Consider the following 17459-nt stretch of genomic DNA (forward strand, 5'->3'; position numbering starts at 1 on the left):
GCATCTTTATCGGTAACTTTGGTAAAACCATCGATGATTGAAAAATCAACATTTTTTGGAAGAATGTCTTCTCCGATTCCTTCAGTAATGTAGGAATAGATTTCGTTTTCATCAAAAATTCCGGTTTCATGGTATTTTTTACATACCGAACCGTAGGTATCAATACCCCAAATTTTAATATTTGGATTTTTCTCTTTTAAATATCTTCCTATTCCAGAGATGGTACCACCAGTTCCTACACCCACTACGAAATGAGTTATTTTGCCTTCGGTTTGTTCCCAAATTTCAGGACCTGTTTGTTCGTAATGTGCTTTTGCATTACTTGGATTATCGTATTGATTAACATACCATGAATTTGGAATTTCGGTACCCAATCTTTTTGAAACCGAATAATACGAACGAGGATCGGTAGGCTCCACATCGGTAGGGCATACAATAACTTTTGCACCAACCGCACGAAGAATATCCATTTTTTCTTTGGATTGTTTGTCGGTGATAACAAAAATACATTTGTACCCTTTAACGATTGCAGCAAGTGCCAATCCCATACCGGTATTACCCGAAGTTCCTTCAATAATGGTTCCGCCTGGTTTTAATCGGCCGTCGGCTTCAGCATCTTCTACCATTTTTAATGCCATACGGTCTTTGGTAGAGTTGCCTGGGTTGAACGTTTCAACTTTTGCTAGTACTAAAGCGTCAATTCCTTCAACTACTTTATTTAGTTTTACCAAAGGTGTATTACCAATAGTACCTAATATATTTTTTGAATAATTCATAATTTTTATTTGATTTAGCAAAGATATTGATAAATAATTGTTTTGCAATACAATAAATTCTGACTAAATGTTTGCTGAATAACCCTGATGGAAGTGGCATCCTTTTTCTTTAAAAGAAAAAGATACAACGTACAGCAGGAAATTAGTTTACAGAAATGCGTAACGATTTGGTTTCAAAAAAAATTATTGAAAGAAATTCCAAACCAAGCCAAAACGAATTAAGAAATCGTGGTAAGGAAGATTGGGAGCGGAATAAAACTTGTTTCCGGTCATGGAAGAGTTGAAATGCTCTGCCTTTAGAAAAATTCGGGTTTGTTTTACACGCGCATTGATAAAGAAATCGAGCATTGGGAAATCGCCAATTTGTTTCTCTTTTTGGACAAAAAACTCTCCTAGGATTGGATTGTAATCATCGGCGTAATATTTTGAAAAATAGTTGATTGTGATTCCGGTTTGTAAGAACATCGCTCTTTTAAATACATAGTCGGAAAAATAAAGCGTGTTTCTTAAAGTAAGCTGTGGCACGTTAAGAATCGTGTCTTTTTGGACAGTTTTTTGATACAATAAAGTATTGTCTAAACCCCATTTTCTATACTTGAATTCGCGGGCAATTTTAAAGGAAATATAATTAATCGATCCCGAATACTGATGTGGTGTAACCAATTGTTGGTTGACTTGATGAATGGTGTCTTGAAAATACAAATGGTCGTCAAGAGTTGTTAATTGTACCGAAGCGTCAACCCATTGCGTAGTTGCATTGACTGATACATTATTTATTTTTTCGTTTTTAAAACTATTAAACCAATTGTAATTTGTGTACGAACTTTGATTTAGGATGTAGTTATTATTCGGTGATTTACTACTATTTTGATATTGAAAATTGATGCTGTTCTTTGGGTTGATGGTATACGTTAGTTTTGCATCTAAATTGCGAAGTGGTTGTGTAGAAATAGAATTCGAAACTAAAATTGTTCCATTCCATTTATTTTTTCGGTAATCGTATTGACCGCCAATTGTATTGATAACCGCTTGAATTTGACCCGGAATTAGGGTAGTCCCAACAGTTTTATCAATACCGGTGAAGGATTTATAAATAAAATTCTCGGTGAAAAATTGAAATTTACCTAGTGTTTTATTTTCATAGATTGCACCCAATTTATTATATAAACGATCGTATAAAATTTGATCATTGATATTAGAGTAGGTTGAAGCAGTTCCAAATCTATTAAAAGAAGAACCCAAAGTACCAATTGTTGAGCTTAAAGTAGCCTGATTGTATTCAAAAAACTTATGTTCATAATTGATTTGATTCGCAATTAATATATTATTTTGTTTGTCTTTTGTATTTAATCGAATTAATTGATCTATATAGAAGCGTTTACCTTTCAGGAAGGATTTAGCATCTGTTAAATAGACTTGAAGTCTTGGACGATTTACGTAGAGCGGGTCATTGGCTTCAAACAATTCGGGTTGGGTTAGCCCACCATTTTCACCATTTAAAAGATCTTGACCGGTGTAATGAAAATTAATTGCATACCGATTGTTTTTAGTAAAGTAACTTAAAGTAAATCGGAAGTTTCCTGTACTTGATAATTGGTTGATGTATTTACCTAAAGAGCGTAGGCCTTTGAAGGCGATAGAAACATTGAAATTTTTTGAAGTATTTAGAGTAATTAAGGCGTCTACATTTTGACCTTGTTCCATTACGGTTTTAAAGTAAAGTTCGGTTAAGGGTGTAGCGACAGAATAATATTTTATTTCATCAGCTTCTAAATAATTCATGTGCTTGGCTTTGAAACCAAACTCAGGGAATGGGGAGAATTTTTTTAACCCAAAATTTAAAGTGGTATAAGCTTGACCTTCATTGGGAAAAGGCATTAATCCAAATAAATCCCGATGTAAGTAATTATAACTGTATTCTTTTTTTATGGATAAAGTGGTATCTAAAATTATTGTATCCTTTTCTACTGAAATAATTTTATACGACGTAATAGGTGCCTTTCGGGCTAACTCTTTAGCTTTTTGGGCTTGAGTTTTAAGCATGCTTTTAGGTTTTTCAATATTTTCTTTTTCTTGTGCAAAAAGAGCTACTGATAATACGAATAAGATAACTGAATATAAAACTTTCATAGTTTAAAGAAAGGTACAAAAATAAACAATTGTTTATTAAGTAAATCATAAATAATGGGTAAAAAAAAGACCGCCATAAAGGCGGTCTTTATTATTGATAATAATAAAATTTATCAAGGTGCACCTGGAACCCAGAAAGGAGTTTTACTATTAACTGTATAGATTTCTGAAGTTGAAACAGAAGGTACATTTGCACTATTTGCAACATACTCAGAAACTGGATAGATTAATCTATATGGTTTACGAGGGTTAACTGCAATAGTTGACATAGGAGTTACAGGGAAACCTGTTCTATTGTAATCAATGTATGATTGAATAGAGTTGTTTACTCCCATTAATGCAATCCATTTTTGGTACATAATAGCATGTAATTTTTGAGTATCTGTACCAGTCCATCCAAAGTTAGCTTTTGCATTAATTGCAGCAAGGTAAGCAGCAGGACCTGCAGTTACATTACGCATAGCAAAGTTATCAGTTATACCTGCTTCGAATTGACCTTGAGGATCATTAAATAATGAAGGATATCTTAATGCTGCTTCTGCTGCTAAGAAATTAGCTTCAGATTTAGTCATTACAAATCCGTCAATACCGTCATAACCAGTAGTTGCAGCTTGATTATAAGGGTTGAAATTTCCTGATAAACCAACTCTACAAGGTAAAGCTAAACCTGTTAAAGAACCTGTAGGAGTAGTTACATCAACTACAGAACTTCCTTGAGTTACTGCTCTTCTTGGCGCTCCAGAAGCTCCTGCAGTAAACATAGTAGCAGAACGAGGATCCGTTACGTTAGGATAGTTAATACCAGAACCTGGAACAATTTCATAGTTGTTTCCAAATGCAGCCCAGTTTGTAGTAGCATAACTTTGTAAAGCTTTGTAAGCGTGACCTGTCATACAGATGAACGTTCTATTTTGTAGAATAGTTCCTGCAGCATCATAGCTATAGTATCCCCAAGCAGGATTTTGTTGTGCATTAGAATCAGCACTAAATCCAGGGTTTACAACTACATTAGCAGACAAGAAAGATCCACCATTATTGATGATAGAGCTTAAGTCAGCTAATTTAGAATCTCTGTAAGTTGCTTTAGCACCTGTACAAGCAGACATACGTAAACACATTCTTAATTCTAATGTATTAGCAAATTCAATCCATTTAGCAGTATCTCCATTTAACATTACATCATAAGGAGTAAAATCTTCTGCCACAGCTGGATCATAGTTACCTAAAATGCTTCTTGCATCTTCTAATTCAGTGATTAATGCTTTGTAAATTGCATAATCATCATCATATTTAGGAGTCAAGTTAGCATTTCCTTGCCAAGCTTCAGAATATGGAGCATCTCCATAAAGATCTACGATTTGGCTCATGTAGTGTGCTTTACAAATTTTTGCAGCAGCAACATACAAATCATATTTATGAGAATCGTTAGGATATTTGATGATTGCGTCAAAGTTCTTCAACTGAACGAATAAACCATCCCAAATTCCATTGTAGAATCCATTGTCAATTTGTAATTGTAATTCTCTATCGAATCCATTACCAAAAGACATTACGTTTCTTGTCCATGCGTTCATAAAAACGTTACCCAATTGATTCATTGTAGTAGCTTGAACTCTGAAAGCAGAAACTTGAGCACCAGGTAATAATTTACTTGGAGAAGCTTGAGAAAAGGCCAAATCATTTGGACTCGGACTGTTGATGTCCATGTAATTATCACACGAGAAAAGAGCAAGTGCAATAACCGGCAGTATTAATTTTAATTTTTTCATTTTCGTTTATTTTTTAGAATGTTAAATTCATTGTAAACCCTACAGTTCTTGAAGTTGGATATTGACCAATGTTCATATAACCTTGTGCATTACCACTTGTATATGAAGCCTCTGGATCACCATAACCATTGTTAGCAGAACCATTTCTTGGTTTGATTAATTTACCATCAGCTAAGAAAACAAATGGATTTCTAGCATTGATTCCAAATCTTAAAGATTCTAAACCAGTACCTTTTAATGCTTTTTTAGATAAACCGTAGCTTAAAGAAAGCTCTCTAATTTTTAATGCAGTAGCATCAATAATACTTGTTTCACCAGCAGCTCTGTGAACTGTTGCGAAATAGTTATAAACTCCAACATAAGAAGCATTATTTGCAGCAGGTACAGTATTTGCAGCACCAGTACTAGTAACACTACCAGGAATTACATAACCTAAGTTTCTATCAAAACCAGCTGTATCAGCATCACCTCCTGTAAAATACAATAAGTTTTTAGCTTCAGACCAAACACTAGCTCCAGTTCTAAAGTCAGCAACACATGTTAATTTGAATCCTTTGTATTCAAAAGAGTTTGTAAATCCAATGATGTAATCTGGAGTTGCTTTCCCTAATTTTTGGAAAGTAGAATTTCTTGTTGGGTTACCGTTAGCATTAACAATAACATTTCCATTATCATCTTTAACAAAAGTAGTACCTTTAATTAATGGGAACTCCTCACCTACTTCAGCAAAAATTCCAAATTGAGATGATGGTTGTAATAAGTTTACACTAGTTGCTCCATCAGCAAGTTTTATAACTTTTGTTTTGTAAGTAGAATAACTTGTTCTTACATCCCATTTAAAGCTATTTGTTTTAATTGGAGTAAATCCTAAGTCGATTTCATAACCTTTGTTTTCTAATTCACCTACGTTATTTAATAAAGTAGAGTTACCAGAAGCAGAAGATGCAGTTACTCTAGTAATCAAATCTTTAGTTGTAGCAACATAGTAAGATCCTTCTAAAGTAATTCTATCTTTCAAGAAACCTAATTGACCACCTACCTCAATAGTATTTACGAATTCTGGTTTGATACCAGGGTAAGTAGGATTATTATTGTAAGCTAAAGAAGCTAAATTTCCAAATGGGAATCCAGTTGGGATTTTAGTCAACTCATTAGTATCATAAGGAGAAGTTGCAGAAGTATTACCTACAGAAGTATACGACGCATTCAACTTAGCATAGTTTAAAATTTTGTTGTCTTTTAAAGACTCAATAGCTTTAGTTGGGATAAATGAAACCCCTACAGAAGGATAGAAATAAGAATTTTTAACCGCTGAATATTGCTCAATTCTTCCTGTTAAGTTGAAGAATAAATAATCTTGGTATGCTAAATCCACGTTAGTGAAAGCAGCGATTCTTCTAGATTCAATCATTCTATTGTTATATCCAGACGCTCTTAAAGCAGTTGGATTGTATGGATTTAACACGTTAGAAATGTTATAGAAACCAGCTACATCAAGATTTTCTCCACCTTGAGACATTTCTTTAAAGTATCTGTCTTGAACGTTGTTACCCACATTGAATTTCAAGTTCCAATTTTTTGACAAATCGTAGTTGAAGTTCACTAATAAATCTCCGTAAAAGTTTCTTGAGTAAGCAAGGTTTTCAAAGAAGTATGAACCAATTGCTCCTGCTCCACCACCACCTAATAAATCTGAATAGGTCATGTTAGTTGTACCACCATCGCTGTATGGGCTAAAGTTGTATGCAGTATTGATTTCATCTTTAAACGCATTTCTGTGAGATTGTGACTCAGAACCTCTGTACTGTAAGTTAGCAGTATAGTTCACACTAATGTGTTTGTTGAACTCATATCCTAAAGATAAAGTACCATTAATAGTATTAGTTACGTTAGAACTTCTAACATTTTTAACAGTCCAATAAGGAGAAGTAGCATATACAGTCCAGTGGTGTTGGTTTAATTCACCAAATCTATCTACAGGAATGTTTGAAGCTGTTTGAATTAAATCATCAAACAAATTACTATCTGTTTCTTCAGTTTTTTGAGAAATGTAGTTTACGTTTCCGTCAATACTGAATTTACCAACTTTTTTACCAGCTTTAAACAAGAATGAGTTTCTTAATAATTTATCATCTTGTACAAGGAAATCTGTTGATTGTCTGTTGATTGCAACGAATGCATAAGAATCTGGACCACCTACGTTAAAGTTGAATCCATTTTGGAAAATAACACCCGTTTTAAAGAATTTTTTAATGTTATCTTTAATTGGCTCCCATTTAGTAGTAATGAAATTTCCATCAGCTTGTGGCAAACCTACAGGAACAGTTGTTCCAGCCCATGCTGGATCGTTGTATGCAGGACCCCAAGAACCATTTTCGTATGGAGAAAACTGGATGTTTCCATTTCTTGGATCTGTACCTGGGAATTGAAAGTTGTAACCGTTAGCCCAACCTTGACCATATTCAGTCTGAGTTTGAGGAACAAAGTTTACAGTTTCAAAATCTACAGAAGAATTAAATCCAAAAGTGAATTTTTCACTTTTAGTTCCTCTTTTAGTTGTAACAATAATTACACCGTTCACCCCTTGTGCTCCATATAAAGCAGCACCTTGAGCACCTTTAATTACGTTAACATTTTCAATAACATCCGGAGGTAATTGAGCTAAGATAGCAGCAGATGAAATTGAGTTATCAATTACTACTAACGCTTGGTTATCCCCTGTAATTGTTCTGTTACCTCTTAAAAGGATTCTAGTGCTTGCATTAACACCATTTGAAGTAGTGTTAATTTGCAAACCAGAAACTTTACCGGTTAACGCTTGAATTGCATTAGGGTTAGAAGCTTGAGTTAACTCTTTTGCTCCAATTTGTTTTTGAGCAGAAACTACAGCATCTTTTGTTCTTTTGATACCCATAGCTCCAGTGAAAACTACATCTTCTAATACTTTAGAAGATTCTTTTAAAGTTACATTGTAACTGTTAGCAGAACCTACAGTAACTGATTTTTTTTCGTATCCTGAAAAAGACACTACTAAAACATCACCTGGTTTTGCTTTGATGGAATATTTACCATCTAAATCTGCTGATACACCTTTTGATGATCCTTTGATCACAACATTAGCACCAGACAAAGGTAGTTTACCATCGGTAACTGTACCTGTAACAGTTTTCTCTTGTGCAAACGAAAACTGCATTGATAACGCTAATACTAGCGTAAAAATCCATTTGAACTTCGATCTCATATTAATTTTTATTTGAGTTAGTTATCTCGCAAACTTCTTAATAATATCTTAAATAAACAAATTATTCTTGATAATATTTACATTTTTTTATGTTAAATTTATTTGCGTTACCTAAATTTGCTTCAAGCACAAGCGAATAAGAGCAAGAGAGGTAGCGCTATTCCGATCTTCTCTATTGATTTATGTCAAAAAATACATTATGTTAAAATTAAGATTTACTGATTTTACTTTAGAATGCGGTACCGATGAAGCCGGAAGAGGTTGCTTGGCCGGACCAGTAACTGCTGCCGCTGTAATCCTTCCAGATGGTTTTAGTTTAGATTTACTAAACGACTCCAAACAATTATCTGAAAAAACAAGAGAAAAACTCAAACCTATACTAGAAGAACTTGCTGTTTCGTTTTCGGTTACTCATATCGAGCCCAATAAAATAGACGAAATAAATATCCTTAATGCTTCAATTTTGGCGATGCAAGAGAGTATTTTGAAATTAAACCCTACACCTAATTATATAATAGTAGACGGAAATCGGTTTAAACCTGTTGGAAGCATACCTTATAGTACTATAATTAAAGGGGACTCTAAATATATGAGTATTGCAGCAGCCTCTGTGTTGGCTAAAACATACCGAGATGCGTATATGGATAAAATACATGAAGAATATCCTATGTATAATTGGAAACAAAACAAAGGCTATCCAACCAAAGAGCATCGAGCAGCCATAAAAAAATACGGCCCTACCAAATACCACCGAATGAGTTTTAAATTATTGGAAGAAGAATAAAAAATTACTCCTTATATATAAAGGTAGATTCAAATAAATTGGAAAAGTGTTTTAGAATCTTTTCTTTCACCTCGTGCTCGTTTATTTTTTCAACGCCAAGCTCTACATTTAAAGAGGTAACTGCTTTACCTTTTATCCCACAAGGAATGATATTATCAAAGTAACCTAAATCGGCATTGACGTTCAAAGCAAATCCGTGCATGGTTACCCAGCGGGATGCTCGAACTCCCATAGCACAAATTTTTCTAGCAAAGGGTGTTCCAACTCCTAGCCATACTCCAGTTTCTCCTTCACTTCGCACTCCTATTATATTATACTCTGCCAGAGTGAGAATAATTACCTCTTCTAAAAGGCGTAGGTATTTATGAATATCGGGGAAGAAATTTTCAAGATCTAAAATTGGGTACCCTACTATTTGCCCTGGTCCGTGATAGGTAATATCACCTCCCCTATTGATTTTATAAAAAGTAGCGCCTTTTTGTTCTAATTGTTTTTCGGATAAAAGCAAATTCGAAAAATCGCCACTTTTCCCTAAAGTATATACGTGGGGATGTTCTACAAATAAAAAATAATTGGAAGTAGGAATTTGGGTTTCCTGCTTTCTGTTTTGAATTTTAGTATCTACGATTTTTTGAAAGAGCGATTCTTGATAATCCCAAGTTACTTTGTAATCTTTTTTCCCTAAATCTTGAAATACTATCTTTTTATTCATATTTATTTGTTAACCAAAAAAGATTAACCCAAAATTATTCTAACAATAAATTATTTAGAATAATCCGTTTATTTCTGCATCGATGCGATTAATAATACTTCCTAAATCTTCTGGGTTATTTAAGAAATCCATATTATCTACATCAATAATTAATAATTTACCTTTGGTGTAGGTTGTAATCCAAGCTTCGTAACGCTCATTCAATCGACTTAGATAATCAATTGAAATGGAATTTTCATATTCTCTACCGCGTTTGTGAATTTGCCCTACTAAATTAGGAATTGAGCTTCGTAGATAAATTAATAAATCGGGAGCTTTAACCAAACTTTCCATTAACTCAAAGAGTGATTTGTAATTTTCAAAATCCCTATTGGTCATTAACCCCATAGCATGTAGGTTGGGAGCAAATATATGCGCATCTTCATAGATGGTTCTATCTTGAATGATTTTTTTTCCGCTTTCTCTAATTTGCAATACTTGACGAAAACGACTGTTTAAGAAATAAATCTGCAAATTAAAAGACCATCTTTCCATTTGATGGTAAAAATCGTCTAAATACGGATTGTCAACTACATCTTCAAAATGTGGTTCCCATTTAAAATGTTTAGCTAAAAGACGCGTTAGGGTTGTCTTCCCGGCACCGATATTTCCTGCTACTGCTATATGCATTATGGTAAGTTTATTTTATAGTTTGTAATTCCTTCGTTGGTAAAAATAGATAAAATTTGGTCTTTGTAATAAAAATTTCGAAAGGTTTTCTCAACAATTTTGATTTTGTTTTTTTTGCCGATTTCGAAATCACCCACAAACAAAGTATTCTCTTTTAAATAAACTATTGTATTTGGGGCAATAATTTGAATTTTTTCTGGAAGTTCTAATTTGGTAATATTTCTAACACTTCCATATCTATCGCAAGAATTCCATTGGCCTGATTTTGATATCCATTGAAAATAATTATAATCGGTTTGATAATTTGCAATTTCATTTTCTAATGAATTTCCTATTTCTTGAATATTCTTAGTAATTAAATCGTACAAAGCTAATTTTTGATTTAAAGAATTAAAAATCCATAATTTGTTTTGATCCGCAACCCCAACAGCTGAAACTACAATTGAAAAATCTCTTTCAGAAAAATTTATTCGTTCCGTTTCATTCATTTGATTATCTAAAATAACTACGGTGTTGAATTTTTCGTAAAAAACAATTATTTTTAATGGATTCAAAACATCTACTTTAGTAACTTCACCAAGTGACAAATCTTGAAATTGTAATGTAGCTAATTTATTTTTCTTGATTACTATATCATTACTACTGAAATAATAATTTTGATATCCATCAAAACCAAAATAGTTATCAGCTTTAATAGCAATAGAATCTTGAGCCAAAGGAACTAGATCTTGGGCCTGAGAATTACCTGTAAGAGTAATATAAAAGAAAAATAAATAGAATAATTTTTTCATTGGGAGGCTAAATTACATTAAACAAATTAAATTTGCCAAAATGCCAACCTAAATATTTAACAAATTATTAGTAACAAAAAACAGTTTCAATCGTCATATTTGCTGATTGCAAATTCCAATAAAAAATTTCATTATGAAAAAAATAGCAACTTCCTTACTTTTTGTTATGACATTCCTATCTTCTTTTGCTCAAAAAGACTTTCAGGGAATGGCGGTATACGAATCAAAAACCAGTACTGCCGACTTTAAAAAGCGTTTTGAAGGAAATAAAGAAATGACTCCCGAAATGCAAAAAATGATTGAGGAGCGTATGAAAAAAATGTTTGAAAAAACATTTATTCTAAATTTTGATAAGCAAGCTTCAATTTATAAAGAAGAAGAAAAACTTGATGCACCTGGACAAGGAGGTGGCGGTGGCGGAATGCGAATGATGAGCTCTTTTATGGGAGGTGGTGGCACCTATTACAAAAATGTAAAGGACAAAAAATACACTGTAGACAAGGAATTTATGGGAAAAGAATTTTTAGTTAAAGATTCATTGGTTGCTTACAAATGGGTTATGGAGAGTGAAACAAGACAAATTGGAGGATATAATTGCTACAAAGCAACTACAGTAATTCCTGCCAGCAAAACCGATTTTAGAAACTTCAGACCAAGAAGAGAGGACGACAAAAAGAAAGAAATCAATTCTGACTCTACCAAAACGGATAATAAAGAAAAGAAAACAAATTTCATGGAAGATATCGAGTTGCCTAAGGAAATAACTGTTACAGCTTGGTACACTCCAGAAATCCCTGTAAATCAAGGACCTGAAGGATATTGGGGATTACCTGGATTAATTCTAGAAGTAAATGATGGTAAAACAATAATTTTATGTTCTAAAGTAGTCTTGAACCCAAAGGATAAAGCAGACATCAAAGCACCTACAAATGGTAAAGAAATTTCTCAAAAAGACTATGACGAAACCATCACAAAAAAAATGGAAGAATTTCGTCAAATGAATCAAGGAAAAGGTGGCAGAAATTTTGAAATGAGAATTAATCACTAAATAAATAATTCAAAAGGAAGAAATTAATCTTCCTTTTGTTATTTTTATGCATACAAAGAAAATAATTATGAAAAAAAATATAGTTCTGTTTATATTATTTATTACCTCTTTTTCTTTTGCTCAAACCATTCGTTTTGAAGGAATAGTTAGTGAAGGCGGCAACACCCCTTTGGACATGGCCAATATTATGGCTGTAAATGCTACCACAAAAGCAATGGATGCTTATGCCATTACCAATAATAAAGGTAAATTTAGTTTAAACCTAAAGAAGAACACTTCTTATGTAATTAAGCTTACCTACATAGGAATGCAAAACAAAGAAATTAATGTCACCACTAAAGAAGAAAATATTGTTCAAAATATATCGATGAACTCAGGTGGCATTGAACTTAATGATGTAGAAATTGTAAGAGAAATGCCGGTATCAATAAAAGGAGATACCATTGTTTACAATGCTGATTCGTTTAAATCGGGTACAGAAAAAAAACTTGAAGATGTACTAAAAAAATTACCTGGAGTTGAAGTAAATGCAGATGGTGAAGTAGAAGTTGAAGGTAAAAAAGTAACGAAATTAATGGTTGAAGGAAAAGATTTCTTTGATGGCGATACTAAATTGGGAGTGAAAAACATTCCATCAGATGCAATAGATAAAATACAAGTACTTAGAAACTTCAATGAGGTAAGCCAATTAAAAGGCCTTGAAAATAACGAGGAAAATGTGGCTATGAATATTAAACTAAAAAGTGGAAAAAAGAACTTTTGGTTTGGCGACATGACCGCAGGTGGAGGAACTGGTAATAATAGTGGCAATACAAAGCTAGACCGCTATATTGTTAACCCGAAAGCATTTTATTACAATCCAAAATACAGTGTAAATATAATAAGCAACTTCAATAATATAGGTGAATTACCTTTAACGATTCAAGATTATTTTAAAATGACCGGTGGTTTTAGAGGGATGATGAAAAAAGGCGGAAGTGCTTTTAATGTAGCTTCAAATGATTTAGGAATTATGGGACTTCGTAATAATAGAGCTAAAGAAATTGAAACTAAATTTGGGGCAACCAACTTCTCTTACAATCCAACTAAAAGCTGGACCATAAGTGGTTTTGGAGTTTTTTCTTCTTCTAAAACACAAATTGAAACCAATTCACAATCTAAAATTATTGCTTCACAAACTCAAATAGCGTCTAAGGAAACTCCGGTTCAACAGACTAATTATGGTTTAGCAAAAATAAGTTCATCTTACAAGCCAAATACAAACTTTCAATTTGATTATGATGTATTGCTAAAAAAATCCAATCAGGAGGAGAATTCATTTATAAATAGAGAAACCACTGTTAATAGCATCACTGCCTCTGAATACATTTCGACATATAAAAAACAAAATCCAACTTCAGCAAATCAAAACTTTAGCATCTATTATACGCTAAAAGAAAAAAGTGTTTTTGATTTAGAAATTCAGCATTTATTTCAAGAAGAAGATCCTTTTTATAATGCAAACCTTCGTTTTCAACCCTTTACTTCGATCATTGGATATATTCCAAATCAAAACAGAAATGACATCAGTCAAAATCGATTTGTAAAAACGAACAAAGTAGATTCAAAGCTAGATTATTATTATATGGTTACTCCAAAAAGTAATATTAATGTTACTCTAGGAAACACGTATTCATACCAAAACTTTAATTCTGCTATTTTTCAAATATTAGATTCTGGAATTAAAAATGATCTAAATTACAATACAAACTCCAATCAAGTAACCTATAATTTTAATGATGCATTTATTGGTTTGCATTACAAAATGTTATTGGGAAAAATCACCATTACGCCTGGATTTAGCCAACATATTTACAGTATGAAAAACCAACAATTAGGCTCTGATTCTAATAGAAATTTCTCTAAATTCCTGCCTGATTTATATGTTTTATACCAACTAAAAAAAGCAGAGACTTTAACCTATAATTATTCCTTAACCAATGTATTTACAGACATTTCTCAATTGGCTCAAGGATTTATATTAAACGGGTACAGCAGTTTATTTAAAGGTAACAGAGATTTAGAAAATGCAACTTCTCAAATTCATTCGCTTAGATATTTTAAATACAACATGTTTAATTTTGAAAATATTTTTGCAAACGCATCATATACTCGAACTACTGACGCAGTTAAAACTTCGGCAACGTTTAGTGGTGCCAACCAAACTTCTTCCCCTTACAATTCGAATTTTCCAAACGAATCTGCTTCTGCTATGGGAAGTTACGGGCGCTCATTTTTAAAAAATTACAAAGCCTCAGGAAGTGCAAATGTAAACTGGTCTAAATTTAGCAACATTCAAAATGGAAGTCAAATTGAAACGATATCAGAGAGTTTTACTCAAAACTATTCAATCAAAACCTCAACAATGTTCAAGAACTTACCTAACATTGAAGTAGGATATACTACTACTATAAACGATTATAACCACGCAAGATATTACACTAACACCCCATCAATCACTTTGGATTATTATTTCTTGGATGGATTTGCATTTGTTACTGATTATTCATACAATCATTATTTTAACAGTGATAAAACAATTGATAATCAATACCAATTTTTAAATGCAAGTTTAAATTATCAAAAAAAGGATAGCAAATTTGAATATAAAATTTCGGCTACAAATTTATTGAATACCACTTCTTTAAATGACAACAATTTTAATCAATTTACAATTTCAAGTTCACAATATATTGTGCAGCCACGCTATATTATGTTTAGCATGAAATATAATTTATAATTCTCCTTTTCTCAAAAAAAAACAGTAGCAAAGTTTATATTTTGCTACTGTTTTTTTTTATTTAATAATAACCTTAATTAAAGCATTTGAGGAGCCTATTCACTAGTTACCACCTTCCAATCGCTCTTCTTTTCTTTCCTCAATACGATTTTCAATTTTCTCTTTACGAGCCTTACGTAGTTCAGTCCATTTAGTATATTGCTCTGGAGTAAGTATCGTTTTCATACGCTCTTCTGCAAGTGCTCTTTCTTCTTCAAATTTTGCTTTACGCGCTTTCATTTCCTCTTTGGTTAAACGAATTTGCCCCTCTTTTCTTGCCTCCATCTCAGCTTTTCGAGCTTCTCTTAGTTCAATTTCTTTTGCGGCAATAACACGAATCTCCTGAATTTGTTTTTCTGTTAAATTCAACTCTTTAGTTAACTTCTTAATTTGAAGGTTAACTTTTTGTTCTGGAGTTAATTGTTTTTTAGGCTCATCCATTTTTTCCTGTGCAAATGTTGTCATCCCAACAACTAATAATGCAGCAACTACTAATTTCTTCATGATGTATATTTTTATGTTATGCTAATTTGACATTTATAAATCTGAAAAGTTTAATGCTTAACAAAAGTTTAATATTTTACTGTTATTACTAATTTTACTAATTTAGCAAAATAATTAAAAACAAAACACAAGTTTTTAATTCACAAGTAGTCTAATAATATAATGAACAAATTTCTCATTATAGTTGCATTAACCTTATTTCTAAAACCAGTATTTCCGGTTATAGACTACCTAGTTAACTACAAATACATCAGCACTGTCCTTTGCGAAAATAAAGACAAACCCAAACTAAACTGCTGCGGTAAATGTCATTTAAAAAAAGAATTAGCAAAAGCTTCAGAAGGAGAAAAACCAATCCAATCCAACAAAAAGGACAATCACAAACAAGAAGTTGAAAATTTATTTTTTCAAGATCTAATTTCTTTATTAAACAATAAAATTAACACTAGTAATAAGCCTAGTTTAACAAACTACTATTCAAATCTTTATTGCTATTTAAATGGCAATTCTGAGTTTCATCCACCAACTTTTTCTTAATTTATTTATCGAATAATAAAAGTCAATTTACATTAGTAAAATTACTAATGTAGCTATTGGCGTGCACTTATATCAAAATTAATTTAAGAAAAATAAAATGAAAAAAATAATTATTACTATAGTATTATTAGCAACATCAACACTTATTTATAGCCAATGTGCTTGTTGCGCTGGAGCAGGAATTGGAGCAACCAATGGTGATTATAATAATGGAATTCTTACACTATCAAAAAAAATGATCGTAGTGGAAACCTATACAGATTTTCGTTCAATACAAAAAGGAGATGCTCCTGAAATGGATGAAAAGCTATTAACAAGCATGCGAATTAATTCAGTTGGAATTCGATATGGAGTATCAAAAAAACTGACCGTTTCGGCATTATTGCCTTATGTAAATCTTTACACCAACAACGGCTCAGATAGCGGATTCGGGGATTTAATAGTATTAGGAACCTATTCTATTTATCAAAAAAACAATTTCAGTTTTGCAATTCAAGGAGGAATAAAATTACCTACCGGAATTCAAAAAGATTCTAACTTTGATGATTCAAAAATAATAATTGGATCGGGCTCTTATGATCCTATGGGTGGGATATTAGTTTCAAAAAATTGGAAAAACTTTACCTTAAACGGAAATGTACTTTATAAAAAATCTAATCCAGGATTTGAAAATAATTATTACGGTAGTTTATCTACTCAAAGCCTAACTTTATCCTATAAAATCAAGGGAGAAACAACTATTTGTTCTTTAGATGAAAATGATAAAAAAACTAAACCTAACTTCGGATTAACTGCTAATTTAGGTTATACAGGTGAATGGTTAGACAAATTAAAAGAAAATGATATTGTAGATGACAACTCAGGTCATTATTTAGGGTTAGCTAATGTTGGCGCTACAATTTCATATAAAAAATGGGCAATGCCAATAAATTTTTCAGAACCTATCATCAATAAAATGAATGGAATGCAAAATAATTTTGGTTACCGCTTTAGAATAGGAATTATTAAAGCATTTTAAATAAAAAGAGGCCTCAATTGAGGCCGCTTTTTTATATTCTAATCAAACGATTAATATTCAATTAATTTCAAATATAATTCTTTGTTTGACTTAAATTGATTCAATTGCTCTGGAGTTAATCCGGATAACATTTTTGCAGAATATCTCTCGAAAATCGCTTTTTTATCTTCTTCTCTGGCACCATTAACAGATTCCATACGCATCTTTAATAATGTCATCATATCATTTTGTAAACTTTCGTTCATTGTAACTGCTTTTGTAAATGCAGCATGTTCTTTAGTAACACTCTCTGGTGTTATTGCTTCTGTTCTGGTTTTAGCTTTTGATGCTGTTTGAGCATTCGCATTAATACTAAATGCTAAAAATAAGGCTGCTATTGCAATAATTTTTTTCATAATTAATTTAGTTGATTATTAAGATGCTAATTTAATATTTTTTTTTACAAATAGTATAAAAATCAAAAAATTATGATTTTAACTCTACAGTTTTAGAATCACCATCAACATGTACTTTAATTAATCCATGTTTAGATAAACCTTTCATTGCAGCATCCCATTGAGAGTGGCGAAAACAACCCTCACATGTCGCTGTGGCAGCGCATGGCCTCCACCGCCTTTGATTGGCACAACTACGGCAAAAGCACCATTGGTGCTCGCACCGAC

The 17459-nt window shown here is 32.2% G+C and carries 15 protein-coding genes; 5 read left to right on the forward strand and 10 right to left on the reverse strand.

The window, feature by feature from the left end; all coding sequences use genetic code 11:
* The 4 genes from ACKOWY_RS05405 to ACKOWY_RS05420 all read right to left on the reverse strand — a co-directional run.
* Nucleotides 1-776, reverse strand: a 776-nt coding sequence (locus tag ACKOWY_RS05405) for a PLP-dependent cysteine synthase family protein (protein WP_408940421.1), incomplete at its 3' end; no start/stop codon positions are given.
* A gap of 183 nt (nucleotides 777-959) precedes the next feature.
* A complete protein-coding gene (locus tag ACKOWY_RS05410) occupies nucleotides 960-2906 on the reverse strand; it encodes a putative porin (RefSeq protein WP_408940422.1) in 1947 nt (648 codons plus the stop codon).
* Between the two features lie 113 nt (nucleotides 2907-3019).
* On the reverse strand, nucleotides 3020-4675 hold the full coding sequence (locus ACKOWY_RS05415; RefSeq protein ID WP_408940423.1) for a SusD/RagB family nutrient-binding outer membrane lipoprotein: 1656 nt from the start codon (nucleotides 4673-4675) through the stop codon (nucleotides 3020-3022).
* Between the two features lie 13 nt (nucleotides 4676-4688).
* Nucleotides 4689-7916, reverse strand: coding sequence for a SusC/RagA family TonB-linked outer membrane protein (locus tag ACKOWY_RS05420; RefSeq protein WP_408940424.1), 3228 nt, complete (start codon nucleotides 7914-7916; stop codon nucleotides 4689-4691).
* 199 nt (nucleotides 7917-8115) lie between these two features.
* Between ACKOWY_RS05420 and ACKOWY_RS05425 the strand changes: the two genes are divergently transcribed.
* On the forward strand, nucleotides 8116-8700 hold the full coding sequence (locus ACKOWY_RS05425) for a ribonuclease HII (protein WP_408940425.1): 585 nt from the start codon (nucleotides 8116-8118) through the stop codon (nucleotides 8698-8700).
* Between the two features lie 4 nt (nucleotides 8701-8704).
* Here the strand turns inward: ACKOWY_RS05425 and lipB are convergent, their stop codons facing one another.
* Genes lipB through ACKOWY_RS05440 form a run of 3 tightly spaced genes read right to left on the reverse strand, consistent with a single transcriptional unit; the run spans nucleotide 8705 to nucleotide 10872 of the window.
* Entirely contained in the window at nucleotides 8705-9412 is a 708-nt protein-coding gene (gene lipB / locus ACKOWY_RS05430; protein WP_408940426.1) for a lipoyl(octanoyl) transferase LipB, read from the reverse strand.
* A 54-nt stretch (nucleotides 9413-9466) separates the two neighbouring features.
* Nucleotides 9467-10081, reverse strand: a complete 615-nt coding sequence (locus ACKOWY_RS05435; protein WP_408940427.1) for a deoxynucleoside kinase — start codon at nucleotides 10079-10081, stop codon at nucleotides 9467-9469.
* On the reverse strand, nucleotides 10081-10872 hold the full coding sequence (locus tag ACKOWY_RS05440; protein WP_408940428.1) for a hypothetical protein: 792 nt from the start codon (nucleotides 10870-10872) through the stop codon (nucleotides 10081-10083). Before ACKOWY_RS05440 ends, ACKOWY_RS05435 begins: the two co-directional genes overlap by 1 nt.
* Nucleotides 10873-11005: 133 nt before the next feature.
* Here ACKOWY_RS05440 and ACKOWY_RS05445 point away from each other — a divergent pair, with 133 nt between their 5' ends.
* The gene (locus ACKOWY_RS05445; RefSeq protein ID WP_408940429.1) at nucleotides 11006-11920 is read left to right on the forward strand and encodes a GLPGLI family protein; all 915 of its coding nucleotides are present in this window, start codon (nucleotides 11006-11008) and stop codon (nucleotides 11918-11920) included.
* Nucleotides 11921-11987: 67 nt separating this feature from the next.
* Nucleotides 11988-14699, forward strand: a complete 2712-nt coding sequence (locus ACKOWY_RS05450; RefSeq protein WP_408940430.1) for a carboxypeptidase-like regulatory domain-containing protein — start codon at nucleotides 11988-11990, stop codon at nucleotides 14697-14699.
* Between the two features lie 102 nt (nucleotides 14700-14801).
* Here ACKOWY_RS05450 and ACKOWY_RS05455 read toward each other — a convergent pair whose 3' ends face one another.
* Entirely contained in the window at nucleotides 14802-15242 is a 441-nt protein-coding gene (locus tag ACKOWY_RS05455; protein WP_408940431.1) for a hypothetical protein, read from the reverse strand.
* A 162-nt stretch (nucleotides 15243-15404) separates the two neighbouring features.
* On the opposite strand from ACKOWY_RS05455, the gene ACKOWY_RS05460 reads away from it, so the two are divergent.
* Complete coding sequence (locus ACKOWY_RS05460) at nucleotides 15405-15779, forward strand: hypothetical protein (protein WP_408940432.1); 375 nt, start codon at nucleotides 15405-15407, stop codon at nucleotides 15777-15779.
* Nucleotides 15780-15876: 97 nt separating this feature from the next.
* Entirely contained in the window at nucleotides 15877-16797 is a 921-nt protein-coding gene (locus ACKOWY_RS05465) for a transporter (protein WP_408940433.1), read from the forward strand.
* A 50-nt stretch (nucleotides 16798-16847) separates the two neighbouring features.
* On the opposite strand, the gene ACKOWY_RS05470 is transcribed toward ACKOWY_RS05465, so the two are convergent.
* Nucleotides 16848-17192, reverse strand: coding sequence for a hypothetical protein (locus ACKOWY_RS05470; protein ID WP_408940434.1), 345 nt, complete (start codon nucleotides 17190-17192; stop codon nucleotides 16848-16850).
* A 70-nt stretch (nucleotides 17193-17262) separates the two neighbouring features.
* Nucleotides 17263-17459 (reverse strand): hypothetical protein (locus ACKOWY_RS05475; protein WP_408940435.1); only part of this gene is annotated, 197 nt, incomplete at its 5' end.

This window comes from Flavobacterium sp. (assembly GCF_046073885.1).
Taxonomy (GTDB): Bacteria; Bacteroidota; Bacteroidia; order Flavobacteriales; family Flavobacteriaceae; genus Flavobacterium.

Excerpts from the sequence above, each read along its gene's own strand:
- ACKOWY_RS05465 (WP_408940433.1), top strand. The coding sequence starts at position 15,877 with ATGAAAAAAATAATTATTACTATAGTATTATTAGCAACATCAACACTT.
- ACKOWY_RS05450 (WP_408940430.1), top strand. The coding sequence starts at position 11,988 with ATGAAAAAAAATATAGTTCTGTTTATATTATTTATTACCTCTTTTTCT.
- ACKOWY_RS05460 (WP_408940432.1), top strand. The coding sequence starts at position 15,405 with ATGAACAAATTTCTCATTATAGTTGCATTAACCTTATTTCTAAAACCA.
- ACKOWY_RS05440 (WP_408940428.1), bottom strand. The coding sequence starts at position 10,872 with ATGAAAAAATTATTCTATTTATTTTTCTTTTATATTACTCTTACAGGT.
- ACKOWY_RS05420 (WP_408940424.1), bottom strand. The coding sequence starts at position 7,916 with ATGAGATCGAAGTTCAAATGGATTTTTACGCTAGTATTAGCGTTATCA.
- ACKOWY_RS05445 (WP_408940429.1), top strand. The coding sequence starts at position 11,006 with ATGAAAAAAATAGCAACTTCCTTACTTTTTGTTATGACATTCCTATCT.
- lipB (WP_408940426.1), bottom strand. The coding sequence starts at position 9,412 with ATGAATAAAAAGATAGTATTTCAAGATTTAGGGAAAAAAGATTACAAA.
- ACKOWY_RS05410 (WP_408940422.1), bottom strand. The coding sequence starts at position 2,906 with ATGAAAGTTTTATATTCAGTTATCTTATTCGTATTATCAGTAGCTCTT.
- ACKOWY_RS05470 (WP_408940434.1), bottom strand. The coding sequence starts at position 17,192 with ATGAAAAAAATTATTGCAATAGCAGCCTTATTTTTAGCATTTAGTATT.
- ACKOWY_RS05425 (WP_408940425.1), top strand. The coding sequence starts at position 8,116 with ATGTTAAAATTAAGATTTACTGATTTTACTTTAGAATGCGGTACCGAT.
- ACKOWY_RS05435 (WP_408940427.1), bottom strand. The coding sequence starts at position 10,081 with ATGCATATAGCAGTAGCAGGAAATATCGGTGCCGGGAAGACAACCCTA.
- ACKOWY_RS05455 (WP_408940431.1), bottom strand. The coding sequence starts at position 15,242 with ATGAAGAAATTAGTAGTTGCTGCATTATTAGTTGTTGGGATGACAACA.
- ACKOWY_RS05415 (WP_408940423.1), bottom strand. The coding sequence starts at position 4,675 with ATGAAAAAATTAAAATTAATACTGCCGGTTATTGCACTTGCTCTTTTC.